This window comes from Streptomyces sp. NPDC052107, assembly GCF_040680215.1.
Taxonomy (GTDB): domain Bacteria; phylum Actinomycetota; class Actinomycetes; order Streptomycetales; family Streptomycetaceae; genus Streptomyces.
Window position 1 is genome coordinate 287211 of record NZ_JBFAWG010000002.1, and the last position, 17947, is coordinate 305157.

General features: G+C 71.2%; 16 protein-coding genes and 1 pseudogene. 8 read left to right on the plus strand and 9 right to left on the minus strand.

Annotated elements, in window-relative coordinates; translation table 11 throughout:
• Positions 1 to 136: 136 nt before the first annotated feature.
• The 5 genes from AB0M27_RS03235 to AB0M27_RS03255 form a co-directional block, all read right to left on the minus strand.
• Complete coding sequence (locus AB0M27_RS03235) at positions 137 to 940, minus strand: FAD:protein FMN transferase (RefSeq protein WP_365717349.1); 804 nt, start codon at positions 938 to 940, stop codon at positions 137 to 139.
• Positions 933 to 1754 carry an FMN-binding protein gene (locus AB0M27_RS03240; RefSeq protein WP_365717351.1) on the minus strand — a complete coding sequence of 274 codons (822 nt, stop codon included), beginning with the start codon at positions 1752 to 1754 and terminating at the stop codon, positions 933 to 935. Before AB0M27_RS03240 ends, AB0M27_RS03235 begins: the two co-directional genes overlap by 8 nt.
• Positions 1755 to 1771: 17 nt before the next feature.
• Positions 1772 to 3154, minus strand: coding sequence for a ferredoxin reductase family protein (locus AB0M27_RS03245; RefSeq protein WP_365717353.1), 1383 nt, complete (start codon positions 3152 to 3154; stop codon positions 1772 to 1774).
• Positions 3155 to 3227: 73 nt separating this feature from the next.
• Positions 3228 to 3737, minus strand: coding sequence for an FMN-binding protein (locus tag AB0M27_RS03250; protein WP_365717355.1), 510 nt, complete (start codon positions 3735 to 3737; stop codon positions 3228 to 3230).
• A 19-nt stretch (positions 3738 to 3756) separates the two neighbouring features.
• A complete protein-coding gene (locus AB0M27_RS03255; protein WP_365717357.1) occupies positions 3757 to 5103 on the minus strand; it encodes a ferric reductase-like transmembrane domain-containing protein in 1347 nt (448 codons plus the stop codon).
• Between the two features lie 210 nt (positions 5104 to 5313).
• On the opposite strand from AB0M27_RS03255, the gene AB0M27_RS03260 reads away from it, so the two are divergent.
• Positions 5314 to 6054, plus strand: a complete 741-nt coding sequence (locus AB0M27_RS03260) for a response regulator transcription factor (protein ID WP_365717359.1) — start codon at positions 5314 to 5316, stop codon at positions 6052 to 6054.
• Positions 6055 to 6146: 92 nt separating this feature from the next.
• Entirely contained in the window at positions 6147 to 7604 is a 1458-nt protein-coding gene (locus tag AB0M27_RS03265) for a HAMP domain-containing sensor histidine kinase (protein ID WP_365717529.1), read from the plus strand.
• 5 nt (positions 7605 to 7609) lie between these two features.
• Here the strand turns inward: AB0M27_RS03265 and AB0M27_RS03270 are convergent, their stop codons facing one another.
• The 3 genes and pseudogenes from AB0M27_RS03270 to AB0M27_RS03280 form a co-directional block, all read right to left on the minus strand.
• The gene (locus AB0M27_RS03270; RefSeq protein WP_365717361.1) at positions 7610 to 8314 is read right to left on the minus strand and encodes a L,D-transpeptidase family protein; all 705 of its coding nucleotides are present in this window, start codon (positions 8312 to 8314) and stop codon (positions 7610 to 7612) included.
• A gap of 3 nt (positions 8315 to 8317) precedes the next feature.
• Complete coding sequence (locus tag AB0M27_RS03275; protein ID WP_365717363.1) at positions 8318 to 8905, minus strand: pyridoxamine 5'-phosphate oxidase family protein; 588 nt, start codon at positions 8903 to 8905, stop codon at positions 8318 to 8320.
• A 158-nt stretch (positions 8906 to 9063) separates the two neighbouring features.
• Positions 9064 to 9502, minus strand: a pseudogene (locus tag AB0M27_RS03280) (hypothetical protein); the annotation flags it as partial.
• Positions 9503 to 9624: 122 nt separating this feature from the next.
• On the opposite strand from AB0M27_RS03280, the gene AB0M27_RS03285 reads away from it, so the two are divergent.
• From AB0M27_RS03285 to AB0M27_RS03305, 5 genes are all read left to right on the plus strand, one after another.
• Entirely contained in the window at positions 9625 to 10821 is a 1197-nt protein-coding gene (locus AB0M27_RS03285) for an argininosuccinate synthase (RefSeq protein ID WP_365717365.1), read from the plus strand.
• 49 nt (positions 10822 to 10870) lie between these two features.
• On the plus strand, positions 10871 to 12301 hold the full coding sequence (gene argH / locus AB0M27_RS03290; RefSeq protein WP_365717367.1) for an argininosuccinate lyase: 1431 nt from the start codon (positions 10871 to 10873) through the stop codon (positions 12299 to 12301).
• Positions 12302 to 12463: 162 nt separating this feature from the next.
• Entirely contained in the window at positions 12464 to 13435 is a 972-nt protein-coding gene (locus AB0M27_RS03295; protein ID WP_365717369.1) for an aldo/keto reductase, read from the plus strand.
• Between the two features lie 82 nt (positions 13436 to 13517).
• Entirely contained in the window at positions 13518 to 14069 is a 552-nt protein-coding gene (locus AB0M27_RS03300) for a helix-turn-helix domain-containing protein (RefSeq protein WP_365717371.1), read from the plus strand.
• On the plus strand, positions 14066 to 15589 hold the full coding sequence (locus tag AB0M27_RS03305) for an MFS transporter (protein WP_365717373.1): 1524 nt from the start codon (positions 14066 to 14068) through the stop codon (positions 15587 to 15589). The genes AB0M27_RS03300 and AB0M27_RS03305 overlap by 4 nt, the downstream gene beginning before the upstream one ends.
• A 113-nt stretch (positions 15590 to 15702) precedes the next feature.
• Here the strand turns inward: AB0M27_RS03305 and AB0M27_RS03310 are convergent, their stop codons facing one another.
• A complete protein-coding gene (locus tag AB0M27_RS03310; protein ID WP_365717375.1) occupies positions 15703 to 16374 on the minus strand; it encodes a lysophospholipid acyltransferase family protein in 672 nt (223 codons plus the stop codon).
• Between the two features lie 364 nt (positions 16375 to 16738).
• Here AB0M27_RS03310 and AB0M27_RS03315 point away from each other — a divergent pair, with 364 nt between their 5' ends.
• Complete coding sequence (locus AB0M27_RS03315; protein ID WP_365717377.1) at positions 16739 to 17914, plus strand: glycerophosphodiester phosphodiesterase; 1176 nt, start codon at positions 16739 to 16741, stop codon at positions 17912 to 17914.
• Positions 17915 to 17947: the final 33 nt, after the last annotated feature.

Below are 17947 nucleotides of genomic sequence, written 5' to 3' on the forward strand. Positions count from 1 at the left end.
CGCGCCGTCGCCGTCGCCGCCGTCGCCGGTCTCGTCGGTCTCGTCTGCGGGATCCCCGCAGTCGAAAAGGACGTCACCGCACGCGACCTCGTACAGCGTGACACCGACGGTGCGGCGAACGGGCCTTCGCCCGTGGTCAGCCGAGCCGCGCCGCCAGTCCCCCGGTGCACCGCACCTCGTCGCCGGCGGTGATCAGCAGCCCCTCCACGTCCGGCAGCGACTCCAGCCACGCCAGGCCCGCCCGGGAGCCCATCGCGAAGGCCGCCGTGGCCCAGCAGTCGACCCAGGTCAGACGGGGACCGATCACCGTGACGGCCACCAGGTCCGACACCGCGGACTTCCCGGTGCGCGGATCCACGATGTGCGCGCCCCGCTCGGCCGTACCCGAGGTCGCCACCGACAGCTCGGCCACGCCCGCCGTCGAGATCACCGCCGCCAGACCACCCGGCCGCAGCGGATCCGCCACCCCCACGCGCCACGGCCGCCCAGGCTCTGGCGTGCCGAGGAGCTGGACGTCCCCGCCTCCGTTGACGCTCACCCCGCGCACCCCGGCCACCCCCGCCAGCAGCCGCGCGGCCCGTTCGGCGGCCCAGCCCTTGACGATGCCGGTGGGATCGAGCGAGCCCCGGTAGCGGGTGCTGAACCAGCCCTCGCTCACCCGTTCCGCCTCGGCCGCGAGGTCCAGCACCTCGGCCACCTCCGGCGCGCACTCCGCCACGGTCAGCTCACCCCGGGCCAGCCGCGAGACCTCGCTGTTCTCGCGGTAGGTGCTGAACACCGCGTCGACCCGGTGCAGACCGGCGACGGCCTCGGCGAGAGCCTCGCGCACCGCACCGGGTTCCCCGCCGCGGACGTCGAAGGAGAAGACGGTCCCCATGACCTCCTCCGCATGACGCACCGCGGCGGGAGCATCGCCCGACTCGGTCACCGGGTCAGCCACCGGCCTGGTCGAGCGCCGACTGCAGGGACTGCTTGTAGCCGGTGCTGGTGTAGGTGGCGCCGGAGACGGCGTCGATGTTCGCGTTCCCGGCCGTGACGGCCTCCTGGTTGAGCCTGGGGACGGCCAGTGCCGTCTTCTGGTCGCTGAGTCCGCCCTTGGGCGCCTGGACGGCCTCGGCCTTGGTGATCTTGCCACCGCTGACCGTGATCCGCACCTGCACCGGGCCGTACTGCGTCTGCGCGACCTTACCGGTGACCGTGCGGGCCTGTGCCGTACCGGAACTGCCGGAGGCTCCGGAACCGGAGGAGCCGGCCGAGGTCCCCGTCGAGGACCCGGCGGACGTCTTCATCCTGTCCAGCGCCGACTGCAGTGACTTCTTGTAGCCGTTGCTCGTGTACGTCGCCCCGGACACCGCGTCGATCTGCGCGCTCTGCGCCGCGACGGCCTCCTGGTTGAGCCTGGGGACGGCCAGGGCGGTCTTCTGGTCGCTGAGTCCGCCCTTGGGCGCCTGCACCGCCTCGGCCTTGGTGATCTTGCCGCCCGCGACGGTCAGCCGTACCTGCACGGTCCCGTACTGCGTCTGCGTGGCGTCACCGGTCACCGTGCCGGCGGTCGATCCGGCCGAACCGGCCGCGCCGACCGGCTGCGTGCCGCCCTGCGGTGTCTGCTGGCCCGCCGTCGCCTGTGGGGCCGCGCCCGCCGCCGACGCCGCGGCCGGATCGGAGGCCGGCTTCAGCGACAGCAGCAGCACGACACCGGACACGGTGGCGGCGGTGGCCAGCACGACCCGCCGAATGGGGTGGCTCTTCCTCATCTGTCCGTAGCTCCCGCTCACATCTCGAACGACTCGTGATGGATGCGGCGGGCGGGGACCCCCGCGCCGCGCAGTGCCTCGTACACCGACTGCGCGAACCCGGCCGGGCCGCACATGAAAACGTCGTGCCGGTCGATGTCCGGGATCTTCCGCTGGAGGTTCTCCGCGGAGATGTCCGGCCGCTCCCCGTCGGGGCTGTTCACCGCGTACATCAGCCGGGCGCCCCGCTCCTCGGCGATCTTCGCCAGCTCGTCCCACAGCGCCAGGTCCTGGGTGCTGTTGGCCCGGTAGAGCAGGGTGATGTCACCGGCCGCGCCGGGCAGCGTCTCGAACAGCGCCCGCATCGGGGTGATGCCGACCCCGCCCGCGACCAGCAGCACCTTGCCCCGGCTGCGGCGCTGGGCGGTCATCGCCCCGTACGGGCCCTCCGCCCACACCCGGGTGCCGGGCGTCAGCTCGCGCAACCGGGCGCTGTGGTCGCCGATCGCCTTGACGGTGATCCGCAGCATGTCCGGGCGGGGCGCCGCCGACAGCGAGTACGGGTGCGAGCTGTAGCGCATCCCCGGCGCGAGGAACCGCCAGCGGAAGAACTGGCCCGCCTCCGCGCCCATCCGGTGCAGCTTGCGGCCGCCGATCAGCACCGACACGATGCCCGGCGTCTCCTCGATGACCGCCTCCACGCGCATCCGGTGCTTGAGGTTCAGCCGGATCGGGGTGAGGATCCGGTACCAGATCAAGAGCGCGGTGACCACGCCGTACAGGCCGTACCAGAAGGTCTTCGCCATGGGCTCGACCGCGAAGTCGTTGCCGGTGGTGATCTGGTGCCAGAACGTCAGGAACACCGCCGCGTACGTCATCAGATGCACGTGGTACCAGGTGTCGTACGGCATCCGGCGGCGGATACCGCCGATCGAGGTCAGCCCGATCAGCACGAACAGGCCCGTGCCGATGGCCGCCTTGCCCACATCGGGAAGCTGGTCGATGGAGTCGACGGTCTGCTGGACGATGTCGCCGAGCGACTTGCCCGCCTGGCGCGCGTACCCCCACATGGTGAGGAAGACGTGCGCCACGATCAGGCAGAGCGTGTAGCGGCCGCTCATCGCGTGCCAGCGGGCCACCCGGTCCGAGCCGACCCGCCGCTCCAGCGCCGGTACGCGCGCCATCTGCAGCACGACCAGCGCCATCAGATAGCCGGCCAACAGGCCCGTGATCCGGCCCGCGTTGAGGATCCGGCCGGTGTCGTCGGCGATGGACGGTGTGTTGTGCCACCAGAGCCACAGCACGGCCGCCGCGCCCGCCCAGACGGCGAGCAGCAGCGGTACGGCCGGGGAGCGGCGCGGGCGGATGCGGCGCATCGTCTGTCGGCGGGCGGCACGTCCGCCTGCGAGCGTGGTGGTCACGGTTCCTCCGTGGGGACTTGACCCTTGGCCCACAGATACGTGCCGCGTGCGCCGAGTGTTCAGCGGCCCCGCCTCACAGCCCCGCCGAGTCCAGCGCGGACTGCAGGGACTGCTGGTAGCCGGTGCTGGTGTACGTGGCACCCGACACCATGTCGATGCCCGCGCTCTGCGCGGCCAGCGCCTCACGCCGCAGCTGGGGCAGGGCGTAGCTGTTGATCTCCTGGTCGCGCGGGTTGTCCTGGGGGTACTGCACCGCCGTCACGTCCGTGAGCTTGCCGCTCTTGATCGTCACCCGCACCTGGACCGGGCCCCAGCGGGTCTGGACGGTGTCTCCGGTGACGGTCTTGCTGACCTTCGAACCCGAGGCGGAGCCACCGGAGGAGCCGCTCGATCCGCCCGACGATCCGCTCGATCCGCTCGACGGGGCCGAACTGCTCGATACGGTCGGCGACTTGGTGTCGGCCATGGCCAGCGTGGGGCCCGTGTGCGGCTTGAGCGACAGCAGCAGCACCATCCCGGAGACGGTGGCGGCACTGGCCAGCACGATCCGGCGGAGCGGGCGGTTCTTCTTCAGGGCATGCACGTGGTCTGCCTCACAGCTCTCACAGTTCGAACGACTCGTGGTGGATACGGCGGTCCGGCACCCCGGCCGCCCGCAGCGCCTCGTACACGTCCTGCGCGAAGCCGTGCGGCCCGCAGATATAGACGTCGTGGCCGGCGAGGCCCGGGAAGGTCGCGCGCAGCGACTCCGCGGTGATGGCCGGGCGCTCGCCCCGGGGACCGTTCAGGGCGTACAGCACCTGTGCGTCGCGCCAGCGGGCGATCGCCTCCAGCTCGCCGCCGAGCGCCAGATCCTCCGCACTGCGCGCCCGGTACAGAAGGGTGACCTCGCCGGGCAGCGTCTCGAACAGCGTGCGCAGCGGGGTGATGCCGACGCCTGCCGCGATCAGCAGTGAGTGGTGGCTGGTGGCCCGGTCGGCGGTCATGGAGCCGTACGGGCCCTCCGCCCACACCCGGGTGCCGGGCCGCAGCAGGGCGACGGCCGCGCTGTGGTCGCCGAGCGCCTTGACCGTGACGCGCATCAGATCCGGGCGCGGCGGGGCCGACAGGGAGTACGGCGTCGACGTCCAGCGCAGACCCTCGCCGAGGAAGCGCCAGCGGAAGAACTGCCCCGGCCGCGCGCCCAGCTCGTCCAGGTGCCGCCCGCGTACGACGACCGAGTACACACCGGGTGCTTCCATGTGAACCGAGTCCACACGCAGTTGGTGGCGCCGGTTGAGGCGGACCGGGGCGAGGATCCGGAACCACAGCACCAGGGCCGCGACGCCCAGGTACAGCGCGTACCAGACGGCGGTCGCGACCGGCTTGCCGTTGAACTCGTTCCCCAGCGTCAGCTGGTGGAAGAAGGCCAGGAAGACGGCCGCGTACGTCAGCAGGTGGACGTAGTACCAGAACTCGTGGCTGGTGCGGCGGCGCACGGCCCGGGCCGAGGTGATGCCGACCGCGAAGAGGATCACCGTGCCGGCGGTGGCCTTCAGCATGTCCGGGTAGTCCAGGACGACGGTCACCGCCTCGTGCCAGAGCGAGGCCCGGTCCTGGGCGGCGTACCCGGAGAGGATCAGCACGATGTGCGCGACCAGCAGGCAGACCGTGTACCGGCCGGCCATCGCGTGCCAGCGCGCCACCCGGTCCGAGCCGATCCGCGTCTCCAGCAGCGGCACCCGCGCCATCAGACCGACCAGCACCGCGCAGGCGTACCCGCACAGCAGCCCGGCGATCCGCCCGGCGCCGGTCAGCCAGTCGGCCGTACCGACCACGGACCCGGTGTCCGCCCACCAGATCGCGACCGCGGCCGCCGCTCCGGCCCACAGCGCGGCCAGCACGGGCCCCGCGGGGGAGCGCCGCGCGGTCACGGGCGGGGCCGCCCGCCGCATACCCACGGTGGTCATCAGTTGCCGTCCCTTCGTCCGTCGTCACGGGCCACTGTGCGGCGGAAAGCTCTGAGGTACCTCTGAGCGAGCCCATGACCAGGCCTTTTCACAGCAGACTCAGAGGCGGTTCTCAGTCGGCGTTCAGGGGACGGGTGAGCGCTCTCAGAGAAAACTCAGAGCGGAGGCGGTACCTCGCACCCCTCCGCAGGGGTGATGCTGGAAAGCGCGATGAACACCACCCGTTCCGGCCGCCCGGCCCTCACCCGACCCGACGGCACCCCGCTGCGCGTCCTTGTCGTCGACGACGACCCCGACCTCGCGGAGGTGCTCACCGGCGCCCTGCGCTACGAGGGCTGGGAGGTGCGTGCCGCCGGGGACGGCGCCATGGCGCTCAGCACCGCGCGCGAGCTGCTGCCCGACGCCGTCGTCCTGGACGTGATGCTCCCGGACACCGACGGCTTCGCCGTGCTGCGCCGGCTGCACGAGGTGAAGCCGGACGTCTGTGTGCTCTTCCTCACGGCGCGGGACGCGGTCGAGGACCGGATCGCGGGCATCACGGCCGGCGGCGACGACTACGTCACCAAGCCCTTCAGTCTGGAGGAGGTCGTGGCCCGGCTGCGCGGCCTGCTGCGCCGGGCGGGCATGGCCAGGCAGCAGGAGGAGGGACCACGGCTGGTCGTGGGCGACCTGGCGATGGACGAGGAGGCCCGCGAGGTCACCCGGGCCGGCGAGCTGATCGAGCTCTCACCCACCGAGTTCGAGCTCCTCCGCTTCCTCATGCGCAACCCGCGCCGCGTGCTCAGCAAGGCGCAGATCCTCGACCGGGTCTGGTCCTACGACTTCGGCGGCCGGGCCCATGTGGTCGAGCTGTACATCTCCTACCTGCGCAAGAAGGTCGACGCGGGCCGTGAGCCCATGATCCACACGGTGCGCGGGGCGGGCTATGTACTGAAACCGGTGACCAAGTGAGCCGCTTCTCCCGCTCCACTGCCGTGCGCCGTCTGCTACGCCTGTCCTGGCCCCGCCGGTCCCGTGTGCCCCGCGAGTCACGTCTGTCCCGGGTGTCCCGTCTGCCCCGCCCCCGCACCCTGCGCGCCCGCCTCATCTTCGGCCTGGTGGTGTTGCTGGCGGTGAGCTGCGCGGCCCTGGGCCTGACGGCGGTCGTCGAGCTGAACGGCTTCCTCACCCAGCGCCTGGACGAGCAGCTCGCCCAGGTCGGCACCCGGTTCCCGGAGAGCCTCGAACACAACGGCAAGCTGCCCGACGACCACGACGGGGACGAGCACGGCGACACCCGCCGGATGGCCACCGGCACCTTCGGCGCCCGTCTGCTGAACGGCACGGTCACCAACAAGGGCCTCATCCGCTCCGGCGACCCGGCGGCCGACCTGACCGTCGGCCTGACCGCGCAGGACGCCGCCCGGCTGGCCCGCGTACCGGCCGACGGCCGGCCCCACACCGTCGAGCTGTCGGCCCTGCACGACTACCGGGTCGTCGCCACCGCCGGCCGGGACGGGGACGTGCTGGTCGTCGGCCTGCCGCTGGAACCGGTCGAGGCCACCGTCCACCGGCTGGAGGCGGTCGCCGCGATCGTCTTCGGGCTGGCCCTGGTGGTGACCGGCGTGGCCGGCGCCTTCTGGGTCCGCTGGTCCCTGCGCCCCCTCAGCCGGGTCGCCGCCACCGCCACCCGGGTCAGTGAACTCCCGCTGGCCAGCGGCGAGGTCGCGCTGCCGCCGCGCGCCCCGGACGCCGACCCGGGCACCGAGGTCGGCCGGGTCGCCGCGGCCTTCAACCGCATGCTCGGCCATGTCGAGGACGCGCTGACCAAACGGCACGCGAGCCAGGAGCGGCTGCGCCGTTTCGCCGCCGACGCCAGCCACGAGCTGCGCACCCCGGTCGCCTCGGTCCGCGGCCACGCCGAGCTGGCCCTGCTGCACCCCGGCCCGGTACCGCCGGAGGTCACCCGTGCCCTGCAGCGCATCACGGCCGAGTCCGCCCGCATGGGCGAGATGGTCGACGACCTGCTGCTGCTGGCCCGGCTGGACGCGGGCCGCCCACTGGAGCGCCGCCCGGTCGACCTCACCCACCTGGTCCTGGACGCGGTCACCGACGCCCGCGCCACCGGTCCCGGCCACCGATGGACCCTGGACCTGTCCGAGGACCCGGTGACGGTCCCGGGCGACGCCCACCGTCTTCAACAGGTGTTGGCCAACCTGTTGGCCAACGCACGTTTGCACACGCCCGTTGACACGAAGGTGACGGTCACCCTGGAGGCCGGCACCGACGCGGCCGTCCTCTCCGTCCACGACGACGGCCCCGGCGTCCCCGAGGAGGTCCAGCCCGGCGTCTTCGAACGCTTCACCCGAGCCGAACACCGCCGCCCCACCGGCACCTCCGGCTCCGGCGCGGGCCTCGGCCTGTCGATCGTGGCGGCGGTGGTGGAGGCCCATGGGGGGAGCGTGGGGCTGGAGAGCAGGCCGGGCTCCACGACGTTCACGGTGCGGCTTCCGGCGAGCTGAGCCCTTCAGTACCGGGTGACGGCCGTGGCTCCGTCCACCGTCCCGATGGCCATGTGCGGCTTCCGGTCCGGCTTCGCCCACTGGAGGATCCGCCGCATCGCGTCCTCCGGCACCGACACGCACCCAGCCGTCGCCGCCTGCCCGTTCACATGGAGGAAGATCCCGGCTCCGCGCCCCCGCACCGGCCGGTCGTAGTTGAAGCCGATGAGGAGCCCGTACGCGTACTGGGTGCTGTAGGTGACCAAGTGCTCGGACTCGGAGGCGCGGCAGTCGGCGGGCAGCGGATCCACCCAACGGTTGTACGCCGCAGAGTCGTTGTCCTGGCACCACCAGGAACTCTCCTTCACCGGCCGGTACTCGATGCTCGTCCCGCTCGGCGCGGCCTTGATCCCGAAGCCGAAGGGAAGGCCGTACAGGCCGGTCGGTGTCGTGTTCGTCCCCTGCTGCCGCGAGGCCCCCTCCGCCAGCCCGTTCGCCCCGAACCGCGCCGGTGCCGAACCGGCCCGCACCCACTGCCCGTCCCGCAGGTCCCACCAGGTGACCGTCCCCGATGTCGAGCCGGTGCCCGGTGCCTGAGCGGTGATCAGCTGGCTGCCGCCGCCGGTGTCGGCCATGCGTGTGGGCAGCGGCGCGGACTCGGGACCCGGTGTGAAGCCGAGCAGGGCGAGCGAGGATGCGGACATGAGGGCGAGCACGACACCGGGGCGCATGGCTCAGACGGTAGACGGCGGAAGCGGCAACGGCAGCCCGGGTAGTCCGTCCAGGCTCGTCGCGACATGCTCCTTCTTCTCGAAGTACGCGTTCAGCGAGACGTCGTCCTCCCGCCCGAAACGCTTCCCGTGCAGGTCGCGGTCGCTCTCGTACGCCATGTGGGGGACGGCGTACCCACAGGTGTCCCGGACTAGTTCGGCGTGTACGACGATGACCGCGCGCAGCCCGTGCACACTCGGATCGATGTCCGGGAAATGGGTGAGGAGCTCCTTGAAGCGCGGGTCGTCCCGGAAGACCGGCTCGCCCCGGCCGTGCACGCGCACGATGTTCGGCGGGCCCTGGAAGGCGCACCACATCAGGGTGATCCGGCCGTTCTCCCTGAGGTGCGCGATGGTCTCGGCGTTGGACCCGGCGAAGTCCAGGTAGGCCACGGTCAGTTCGTCGAGCACAACGAAGGAGCCCTTGAGGCCCTTGGGGGACAGGTTGACCGTGCCGTCGCCGGACAGCGGTGCGGTCGCGGTGAAGAAGAGGGGTTGCTCCTCGATGAACGTCCGGAGCCTGCCGTCGATGCGCTCATAGGTCTTTCCCATGTCTAACGATTATCGGCGCAACCCCTTCGCCTGTCTAAGGATTTCGCCGCAGAGGCCCCATCCGGACGCACACTTCCGGGCGCACGCTCCCGGACCCACCGTGGCCGCCCCGGCCGGCGCTGGTCGGGACGGCCACGCTGCCCGCTACCTCACTTCGTGAGCGTGCAGGCGGCCAGGGCGTCGAGTCCGGTGGGCTTGGTGGTGGTGCGGCCGATGGCGATGGCGATGCGGTCGATGGTGGAGATCCGCTTGTCCTTGAGGGGTCCGAGGATGGCGTTGTCGGCGAAGCGGGGTCCGCCTTGACCCACGGTGGTTTGCGAACGCTTGTTGGCTTCTTGGATCTGGGTCTGGAGGAGGGTGGGGTTGCGGTCGACCTCTGCCTTGGCGGAGGCGGGGACGGCCGGGCGCTCGGAGGGGACGTCCGGGCAGCTGATGGTGCCGGGGCTCGCCAGGGTCCGGGCCTGCGCCGCGCCGCCGCTCCTGGCGGGGTGCCCGCGAGAGCGAGCCGGCGATCACCGCGCCGGACAGCGCCACGGCGGCAGCGCCCCCGACGACCGCCACGCGACGCTTGTTGTACTTCGGAAGAGCCCTGGGCATGCGGATGCCGGCGGGAAGTACGAGAAAGCGGTTTCACGCGGTCAAGCACCCCGCGCATTGACGAATCATGCAGGCCTCTGCATACTCATGCATGACAGCAAGTGCAGTGTGAGGAGAAATCCGTGACCGAGCGCGTCGTACTCGCCTATTCGGGCGGTCTGGACACCTCCGTCGCCATCGGCTGGATCGCCGAGGAGACGGGCGCCGAGGTCATCGCCGTCGCCGTGGACGTCGGCCAGGGCGGCGAGGACCTGGACGTCATCCGCAAACGCGCCCTCGCCTGCGGTGCCGTGGAGGCCGAAGTGGCCGACGCCAAGGACGAGTTCGCCGAGGAGTACTGCCTCCCGGCGATCAAGGCCAACGCGCTCTACATGGACCGTTACCCGCTGGTCTCGGCCCTCTCCCGGCCGGCGATCGTCAAGCACCTGGTCGCCGCCGCCCGGAAGCACGGCGCCACGACCGTCGCCCACGGCTGCACCGGCAAGGGCAACGACCAGGTCCGCTTCGAGGCAGGCATCGTCGCCCTCGCCCCCGACCTGAAGTGCATAGCCCCGGTCCGCGACTACGCGATGACCCGGGACAGGGCGATCGCCTTCTGCGAGGCCAAGCAGCTCCCGATCGCCACCACCAGGAAGTCCCCGTACTCCATCGACCAGAACGTCTTCGGGCGGGCGGTCGAGACGGGCTTCCTGGAGGACATCTGGAACGCCCCGGTCGAGGACATCTACGAGTACACCGCCAACCCGGCGGAGCCCCGCGAGGCCGACGAGGTGATCATCACCTTCGAGGCGGGCGTCCCGGTCGCCATCGACGGCGGGCCGGTCACCGTCCTGCAGGCGATCCAGCAGCTCAACGAGCGCGCCGGCGCCCACGGCATCGGCCGGATCGACATGGTCGAGGACCGCCTCGTCGGCATCAAGTCCCGCGAGGTGTACGAGGCTCCGGGCGCGATCGCCCTGATCGCCGCGCACCAGGAGCTGGAGAACGTCACCGTCGAGCGCGAGCTCGCCCGGTACAAGCGGCAGGTCGAGCAGCGGTGGGGCGAACTCGTCTACGACGGCCAGTGGTTCTCCCCGCTCAAGCGCGCCCTGGACGGCTTCGTCGACGAGGCCAACCAGCACGTGACCGGCGACATCCGGATGACCCTGCACGGCGGCCGCGCGGTCGTCACCGGCCGCCGCTCGGCCGAGTCCCTGTACGACTTCAGCCTGGCGACGTACGACACGGGCGACACGTTCGACCAGTCCGCGGCCAAGGGCTTCATCGACATCCACAGCCTGTCCTCGAAGATCGCCGCCCGGCGCGATCTGCAGGCATAGCCTGACGCACACCTCGCGTAACCGACCCACTTCTCTAGGAGCAGCGCAAGTGAGCAGCAACAGCGGTGACGTACGGCTCTGGGGCGGCCGTTTCGCCGACGGCCCCGCCGAGGCCCTGGCGAAGCTGTCCGCGTCCGTCCACTTCGACTGGCGGCTCGCGCCGTACGACATCGCCGGTTCGCGGGCCCACGCGCGCGTGCTGCACCAGGCCGGTCTCCTCACCGAGGACGAGCTGCAGCGCATGATCGCCGGGCTCGACCAGCTGGAGGCCGACGTCGCGTCCGGCGCCTTCGTGGGCACCATCGCCGACGAGGACGTGCACACCGCCCTGGAGCGCGGCCTGCTGGAGCGCCTCGGCCCCGACCTCGGCGGCAAGCTGCGCGCCGGCCGCTCCCGCAACGACCAGGTCGCCACCCTCTTCCGGATGTACCTGCGCGACCACGCCCGGACCATCGGCGGCCTCATCGCCGACCTCCAGGACGCCCTGATCGGCCTCGCCGAGGCCCACCCGGACGTCGCGATGCCCGGCCGCACCCACCTCCAGCACGCCCAGCCGGTCCTCTTCGCCCACCACGTCCTCGCCCACGTCCAGTCCCTGTCCCGGGACGCCGAGCGGCTGCGCCAGTGGGACGAGCGCACGGCGGTGTCGCCGTACGGCTCAGGCGCTCTCGCGGGCAGCAGCCTCGGCCTGGACCCGGAGGCGGTCGCCCAGGACCTCGGCTTCGAGCACGGCAGCGTCGGCAACTCCATCGACGGCACGGCCTCGCGCGACTTCGTCGCCGAGTTCGCCTTCATCACCGCGATGATCGGCGTGAACCTCTCCCGGATCGCCGAGGAGATCATCATCTGGAACACGAAGGAGTTCTCCTTCGTCACCCTGCACGACGCGTTCTCCACGGGCTCGTCGATCATGCCGCAGAAGAAGAACCCGGACATCGCGGAGCTGGCGCGCGGCAAGAGCGGCCGCCTGATCGGCAACCTGACGGGTCTGATGGCGACGTTGAAGGCCCTGCCCCTCGCCTACAACCGCGACCTTCAGGAGGACAAGGAGCCGGTCTTCGACTCCTGCGACCAGCTGGAGGTCCTGCTCCCCGCCTTCACCGGCATGATCGCCACCCTCACGGTCAACCGCGAGCGCATGGAGGAACTGGCCCCGGCCGGCTTCTCGCTCGCCACCGACATCGCCGAGTGGCTGGTCAAGCAGGGCGTGCCGTTCCGCGTGGCCCACGAGGTCGCGGGGGAGTGCGTCAAGGCCGCCGAGGCCGAGGGCAAGGAACTGGACGACCTGACGGACGAACAGTTCGCGAAGATCTCCGCCCACCTCACCCCCGAGGTCCGGTCCGTCCTCAACGTCCCGGGCGCCCTCGCCTCCCGCAACGGCCGGGGAGGTACGGCACCCAGCGCGGTCGCGATCCAGCTTGCCGAGGTGAAGGCGAACGTGGCGGCCCAGCACGAATGGGCGGACGCAAAGAAGCGCTGATGTGAGGCGCCCCTGAAGGGGCGCGGGGAACTGCGCGGGCAACCACAGCGCACCCGCGCTCGCGACTGCACCGCGCGACCCGAGTCCTTAGGCGGACCCTGAGGTCGTCGCGGGGATACGTTGGTCGGAAGCCGTACCGGATCCGACCGAACGGAGCCCGCGATGCCCTTCGCCCGCCTGGCAACAGCAACAACCCCCACCTGCCACATCGGACTCGGTCTCGCCGCCGTCGGCCGCCCCGGCTACATCAACCTCGACCGAGAACGCGACCTGGGAGAGAGCCGCAGCGCCGACGCGCTGCGCAATCGCACCCACGAACTCCTCGACGCCGCCTACGCCCAGGGCGTGCGCTACTTCGACGTGGCGCGCTCCTACGGCCGTTCGGAGGAATTCCTCGCCGACTGGCTGAACGCCCGCCCCGACATCGACGACGTGGTCGTCGGCAGCAAGTGGGGCTACACCTACACCGCCGGCTGGTCCACCGACGCCGAACAGCACGAGGTCAAGGACCACAGCCTCGCCGCGTACGAGCGGCAGCGCGCCGAGACCGACGCCGTGCTCGGCGACCGGCTCGACCTGTACCAGATCCACTCGGTGACCCCGGACAGCCCGGCCCTCACCGACAAGGACCTCCACACCCGGCTCGCCGAGGCCGCCGCCCAGGGCCTGACCATCGGCTTCTCCACCAGCGGCCCCGCCCAGGCGGACACGATCCGCGCCGCCCTCCAGCTGACCGCCGACGGCGAGCCCCTCTTCCGTACCGTCCAGTCGACGTACAACGTGCTCGAGACCTCGGCGGCCTCCGCCCTCGCCGAGGCGCACGAAGCCGGGCTCACCGTGATCGTCAAGGAGGGCATGGCCAATGGCCGGCTGGCCGCGCCGCACGCCCCGGAGATGCTCCGGGCCGTCGCCGAGGAGACCGGCCTCGGCTGCGACGCGGTGGCCCTGGCCTGGATCCTGTGCCGGCCGTGGGCCGGTGTCGTGCTCTCCGGCGCCGCGACGGTCACCCAGCTCGTCTCCAACCTGCACGCTCCCGCCGTCGACCTCGACGTGGACCAGCTGACCCGCCTCGCCACGCTCGCCGAGGACCCGCGCGCCTACTGGGAGCGGCGCGGACAGCTGCCCTGGCACTGACCGTCACTCGTCCCGGCGGCGACTATGAGTCACGCACGCCCGGGATGAGACAAGATTGTCTCATCTGGGCTATCCTTGTCTCATGACTCTCGACCGTGACCAGGTGCTGCGCAGTGCGGCCGCCCTCCTGACCCGTAAATCCACCGCGACCATGGACGAGGTCGCCAAGGCCGCCGGGATCAGCCGGGCCACGCTGCACCGCCACTTCGCCGGCCGCGATGCCCTCGTACGGGCGCTTGAGGCGCTCGGCATCGAGGAGTGCGAGGCGGCCGTGGACCGGGCCCGGCTGGAGGAAGGGCCCGCGAGCGAGGCCGTACGCAGGCTGGTGCGCGAGATCCAGCCCGCGGCCGGACTGCTCGCCTTCCTGTACGGCGAGAGCCAGCTGTGGGAGGGCGATCGGCAGAACGGCGGATGGCTGCGCCTGGACACCCGGATCGGCGCGGTGTTCCAGCGCGGCCAGCAGGCGGGCGAGTTCCGTATCGACCTCACTCCGGTCTGGCTCACCGAGGCGCTGTACGGCCTGATCGCCTCCTGCGCCTGGGCCACCCTGGACGGCCGTGTGGCCGCCAGGGACTTCCCGACGATGGTCGCCGAGCTGCTGCTCGGCGGCGCTGTACGAAGAGAGGAATCATGACCAGCACCCTGCAGCCGGCCGCGACGACGGAGGCGGTGACGCGCCCGGGCCGCTGGCTCGCGCTCTCCGTCCTCGTCCTGGCCGTGCTGCTGGTGGCCGTCGACGCCACCGTCCTCGGCCTGGCGACCCCCTACATCAGCGAAGACCTCAACCCTTCCGGCACTCAGCTCCTGTGGATCGGCGACGTCTACTCCTTCGTCATCGCCGGTCTGCTGGTCTCCATGGGCAGCCTCGGCGACCGCATCGGCCGCAAGCGGATCCTGCTCGGCGGTGCCACGGCGTTCGGCGCGATATCGGTCCTCAACGCCTACGCCACCACACCGGAGTTGATGATCCTGGCGCGGGCGCTGCTCGGTGTCGCGGGCGCGACCCTGATGCCCGCCACCCTCGCCCTGATCCGCAACCTCTTCCACGACCCGCGCGAGCGCAGCCTCGCCGTGGGCATCTGGGGCGCGACCGCCTCCGCCGGCACGGCCGTCGGCCCGATCGCCGGCGGTTTCCTCCTGGAGCACTTCTGGTGGGGCTCGGTCTTCCTGATCAACCTGCCGGTGATGGCGGTCCTGGTCCTCGTCGGCATCCGCACGCTGCCCGAGTCCCGCAATCCGAACCCGGGTCCCTGGGACCTGATCAGCGTCGTGCTGTCGCTGGTCGGCGTGATCGCCGTCGTGTACGCGGTCAAGGAGGCCGCCACGCACGGGTTCACCTGGCCGGTGCTCGCCACGGCACTGCTCGGCGCGACGGCCCTCTACGGCTTCGTCCACCGTCAGCTCACCATGCCGACCCCGCTGCTGGACATGCGGCTGTTCCGGCGCCGTGGCTTCAGCGGGGCTGTCCTCGCCGACCTGCTGACCGTGCTCGGCATGTCCGGCCTGGTGTTCTTCCTCTCCCAGTACCTGCAACTCGTCCAGGGCAGATGCCCGTTCGAGGCGGGCCTGGCCGAACTGCCCGCCGCGGTCGGCGCGGTGGCGGCCGGACTGATCGCGGGCCGCGCGGCGCGCCGCTTCTCGGTCCGCACCGTGGTCTCGGGCGGCCTCGCGGCGGTCGGCCTGGCCCTGGCCGCGCTCACGGCGCTCGGCCAGTCCACCGGCTACCCCCTGCTCGGCGCCGCGCTCCTGGTCGTGGGCATCGGCGCGGGCTTCTCCTTCACCGTCACCGCCGACGTGATCCTCTCCAGCGTGCCCAAGGAACAGGCAGGCGCCGCCTCGGCGGTCTCCGAGACGGCGTACGAACTGGGCGCGGCCCTCGGCATCGCCCTGCTCGGCTCCATCGTCACGGGCGCCTACCGCGGCTTCACCGGCCCGGCCGGCACCCCGGCCCAGGCACATGAATCACTGGGCGCGGCTGTGGAGGCGGCGACAAAAATGCCCCCGCACTCAGCGGAGGCACTCCTGAACGCGTCCCGCGACTCCTTCGTCCACGGACTGCACCTGGCGTCGGGCGCGGGAGCGGCAGTCCTGCTGGCAACGGCGGTGGTGGCGTGGTTCTTGCTGAAGGGCCAGAAACTGGAAAGCGCCGGGTGAGGAAAGCGCACCGAAAGGGGCGCGGGGCTGTACCGATATGCGGCTCCGCCGCGGGGGCGCGAGCAACCACAACGGAGCGGCACCCGCAAGAGATCCCGCGCCCCGTACGGCGACTAGGCAGCCTTCGCCTTCGTGGCATACATGTCCACGTACTCCTGCCCAGACAGCCGCATGACCTCAGCCATCACCGAGTCGGTCACGGCCCGCAGCACATACCGGTCCCGGTCCATCCCCTCGTACCGGGAGAACTCCATCGCCTCACCGAAGCGAACCGTCACCTTGCCGGGCCGCGGAATCCCAGCCCCACCCGGCTGCAACTTGTCCGTGCCGATCATGGCGAACGGAACCACCGGCGCACCGGTCATCAGCGTCAGCCGCGCGATACCGGTGCGCCCCCGGTACAGCCGGCCGTCGGGCGACCGCGTGCCCTCGGGGTAGATCCCGAAGATCTTGCCCTCCTCCAGGATCCGCCGTCCGGTCATCAGCGCGGCCACGCCGCCGCTCGCACCGTCCCGGTCCACCGGGATCATGCCGACGCCGGTGAAGAACCAGGCCATCAGCCGGCCCTTGACGCCCTTGCCGGTGACGTACTCGTCCTTGCCGATGAAGAACACCTGCCGCCTGGTGACGAGCGGCAGCACGATCGAGTCGATGAATGTGAGGTGATTACCGGCCAGAATGACCGGGCCGTCGCCGGGGATGTGCTCCACGCCCTCCACCTGTGGGCGGAACATCAGGCGCATGATCGGTCCGAGCACTGCCTTGATGAGCGCGAAGCGGGACAACGGGGCCTCCGATGTCGAGAGGTCGATATGAGTCTGTGCAGGTGAGGACATTACTCGCGGCCCCGGGCCCGGCGCACATCGGGTACGGCCGGTTCACCGAGGTCTTACGAAGTGTTGACGTGGGTTTACCTGCGGTGACGTTCCGAGGACGCGCCGTAACACCTCTGCGACGGTGTGACGGAGATCGCGCGAAGGTCTCACCCACTCGGCTGCACGGCCCCGGCCACCGATGCGACGACCCGTCACCACCCGCCCCCCACAGGACATACGACGTCACCCGCGCGTTCCGTCGAGGGCCTCCCTGCGGTCATGTGCACGCCCCTACGATCGGCCCGGACTCAAGACGGATGGCAGGAGGGCGCTGATGGGCAGCGACCAGGCGAACGAGAAGACACAGGGCACCGGGCGGCGGGCGATCCTCGGCGCGGCGGTGTTCGGCGTGAGCGGAGCGGCCCTCGGGCTGCCGGGCACGGCCGAGGCCGCCGGGACCCAGCAGTCCGGACCGGGCGGCCGGGGCCTGAAGAGCCTGCCGGTGCCGACGATCATCGGCCACCGCGGCGCCAGCGGCTACCGCCCCGAGCACACCTTCGGCTCGTACAACCTGGCCCTGGACCTGGGCGCCGACGTCGTCGAGGCCGGTGACCTGGTGCCCACCAAGGACGGCCATCTGGTCTGCCGGCACGAGCCGGAGATCGGCGGCACCACGGACGTCGCCTCGCACCCGGAGTTCGCCGACCGCAAGACCACCAAGATGCTGGACGGCGTCGCCACGACCGGCTGGTTCACGGAGGACTTCACGCTCGCCGAGCTGAAGACGCTGCGCGCGGTCGAGCGCATCCCGGCCAACCGGCCGCACAACACCCTCTACGACGGGCGCTGGGAGATACCCACGTTCGAAGAGGTACTGAAGTGGCAGGACGAGCAGACCCGCAAGCGCGGCAGGCAGGTCTGGATCTACCCCGAGACCAAGCACCCCACCTACTTCCGCAAGCTGGGCCTCGGCCTGGAGGAGCGGGTGGCGAAGCTGCTGCACAAGTACGGCAAGGACGGCCGGAACTCGCCCGTCATCCTGCAGTCCTTCGAGCCCAGCAGCATCCAGAAGCTGAACCAGCTGGTCGACAACCCGCTCGTCGTGCTGCTCTCCTCGGCGAACAGCCGCCCCTACGACTTCGTCGAGGCGGGTGACCCGCGTACGGTCGCCGACCTGATCACGCCCAAGGGTCTGCGGGAGATCGCCGGCTACGCCCAGGGCATCGGCCCGACCCTGGACCTGATCATCCCCAAGAACGCGGACGGCACCCTGGGAAAGCCCACGACCCTGGTCCCCGACGCGCACAAGGTGGGCCTGATCCTGCACCCGTACACCATGCGCAACGAGAACCCGTTCCTCCCGGCCGAGTACCGCAAGGGCAGCGCGGCCGACGGCTACGGCGACTCCTTCGGCGCCTTCAAGACGTACTTCGCGACCGGCATCGACGGCGTCTTCACGGACAACGCCGACACCGGCCTGCTCGCCCGCGCCGACTTCCTGGCCGGCTGACGCCGTCAACCCGCAGCCCTGTCGCCACCCCGT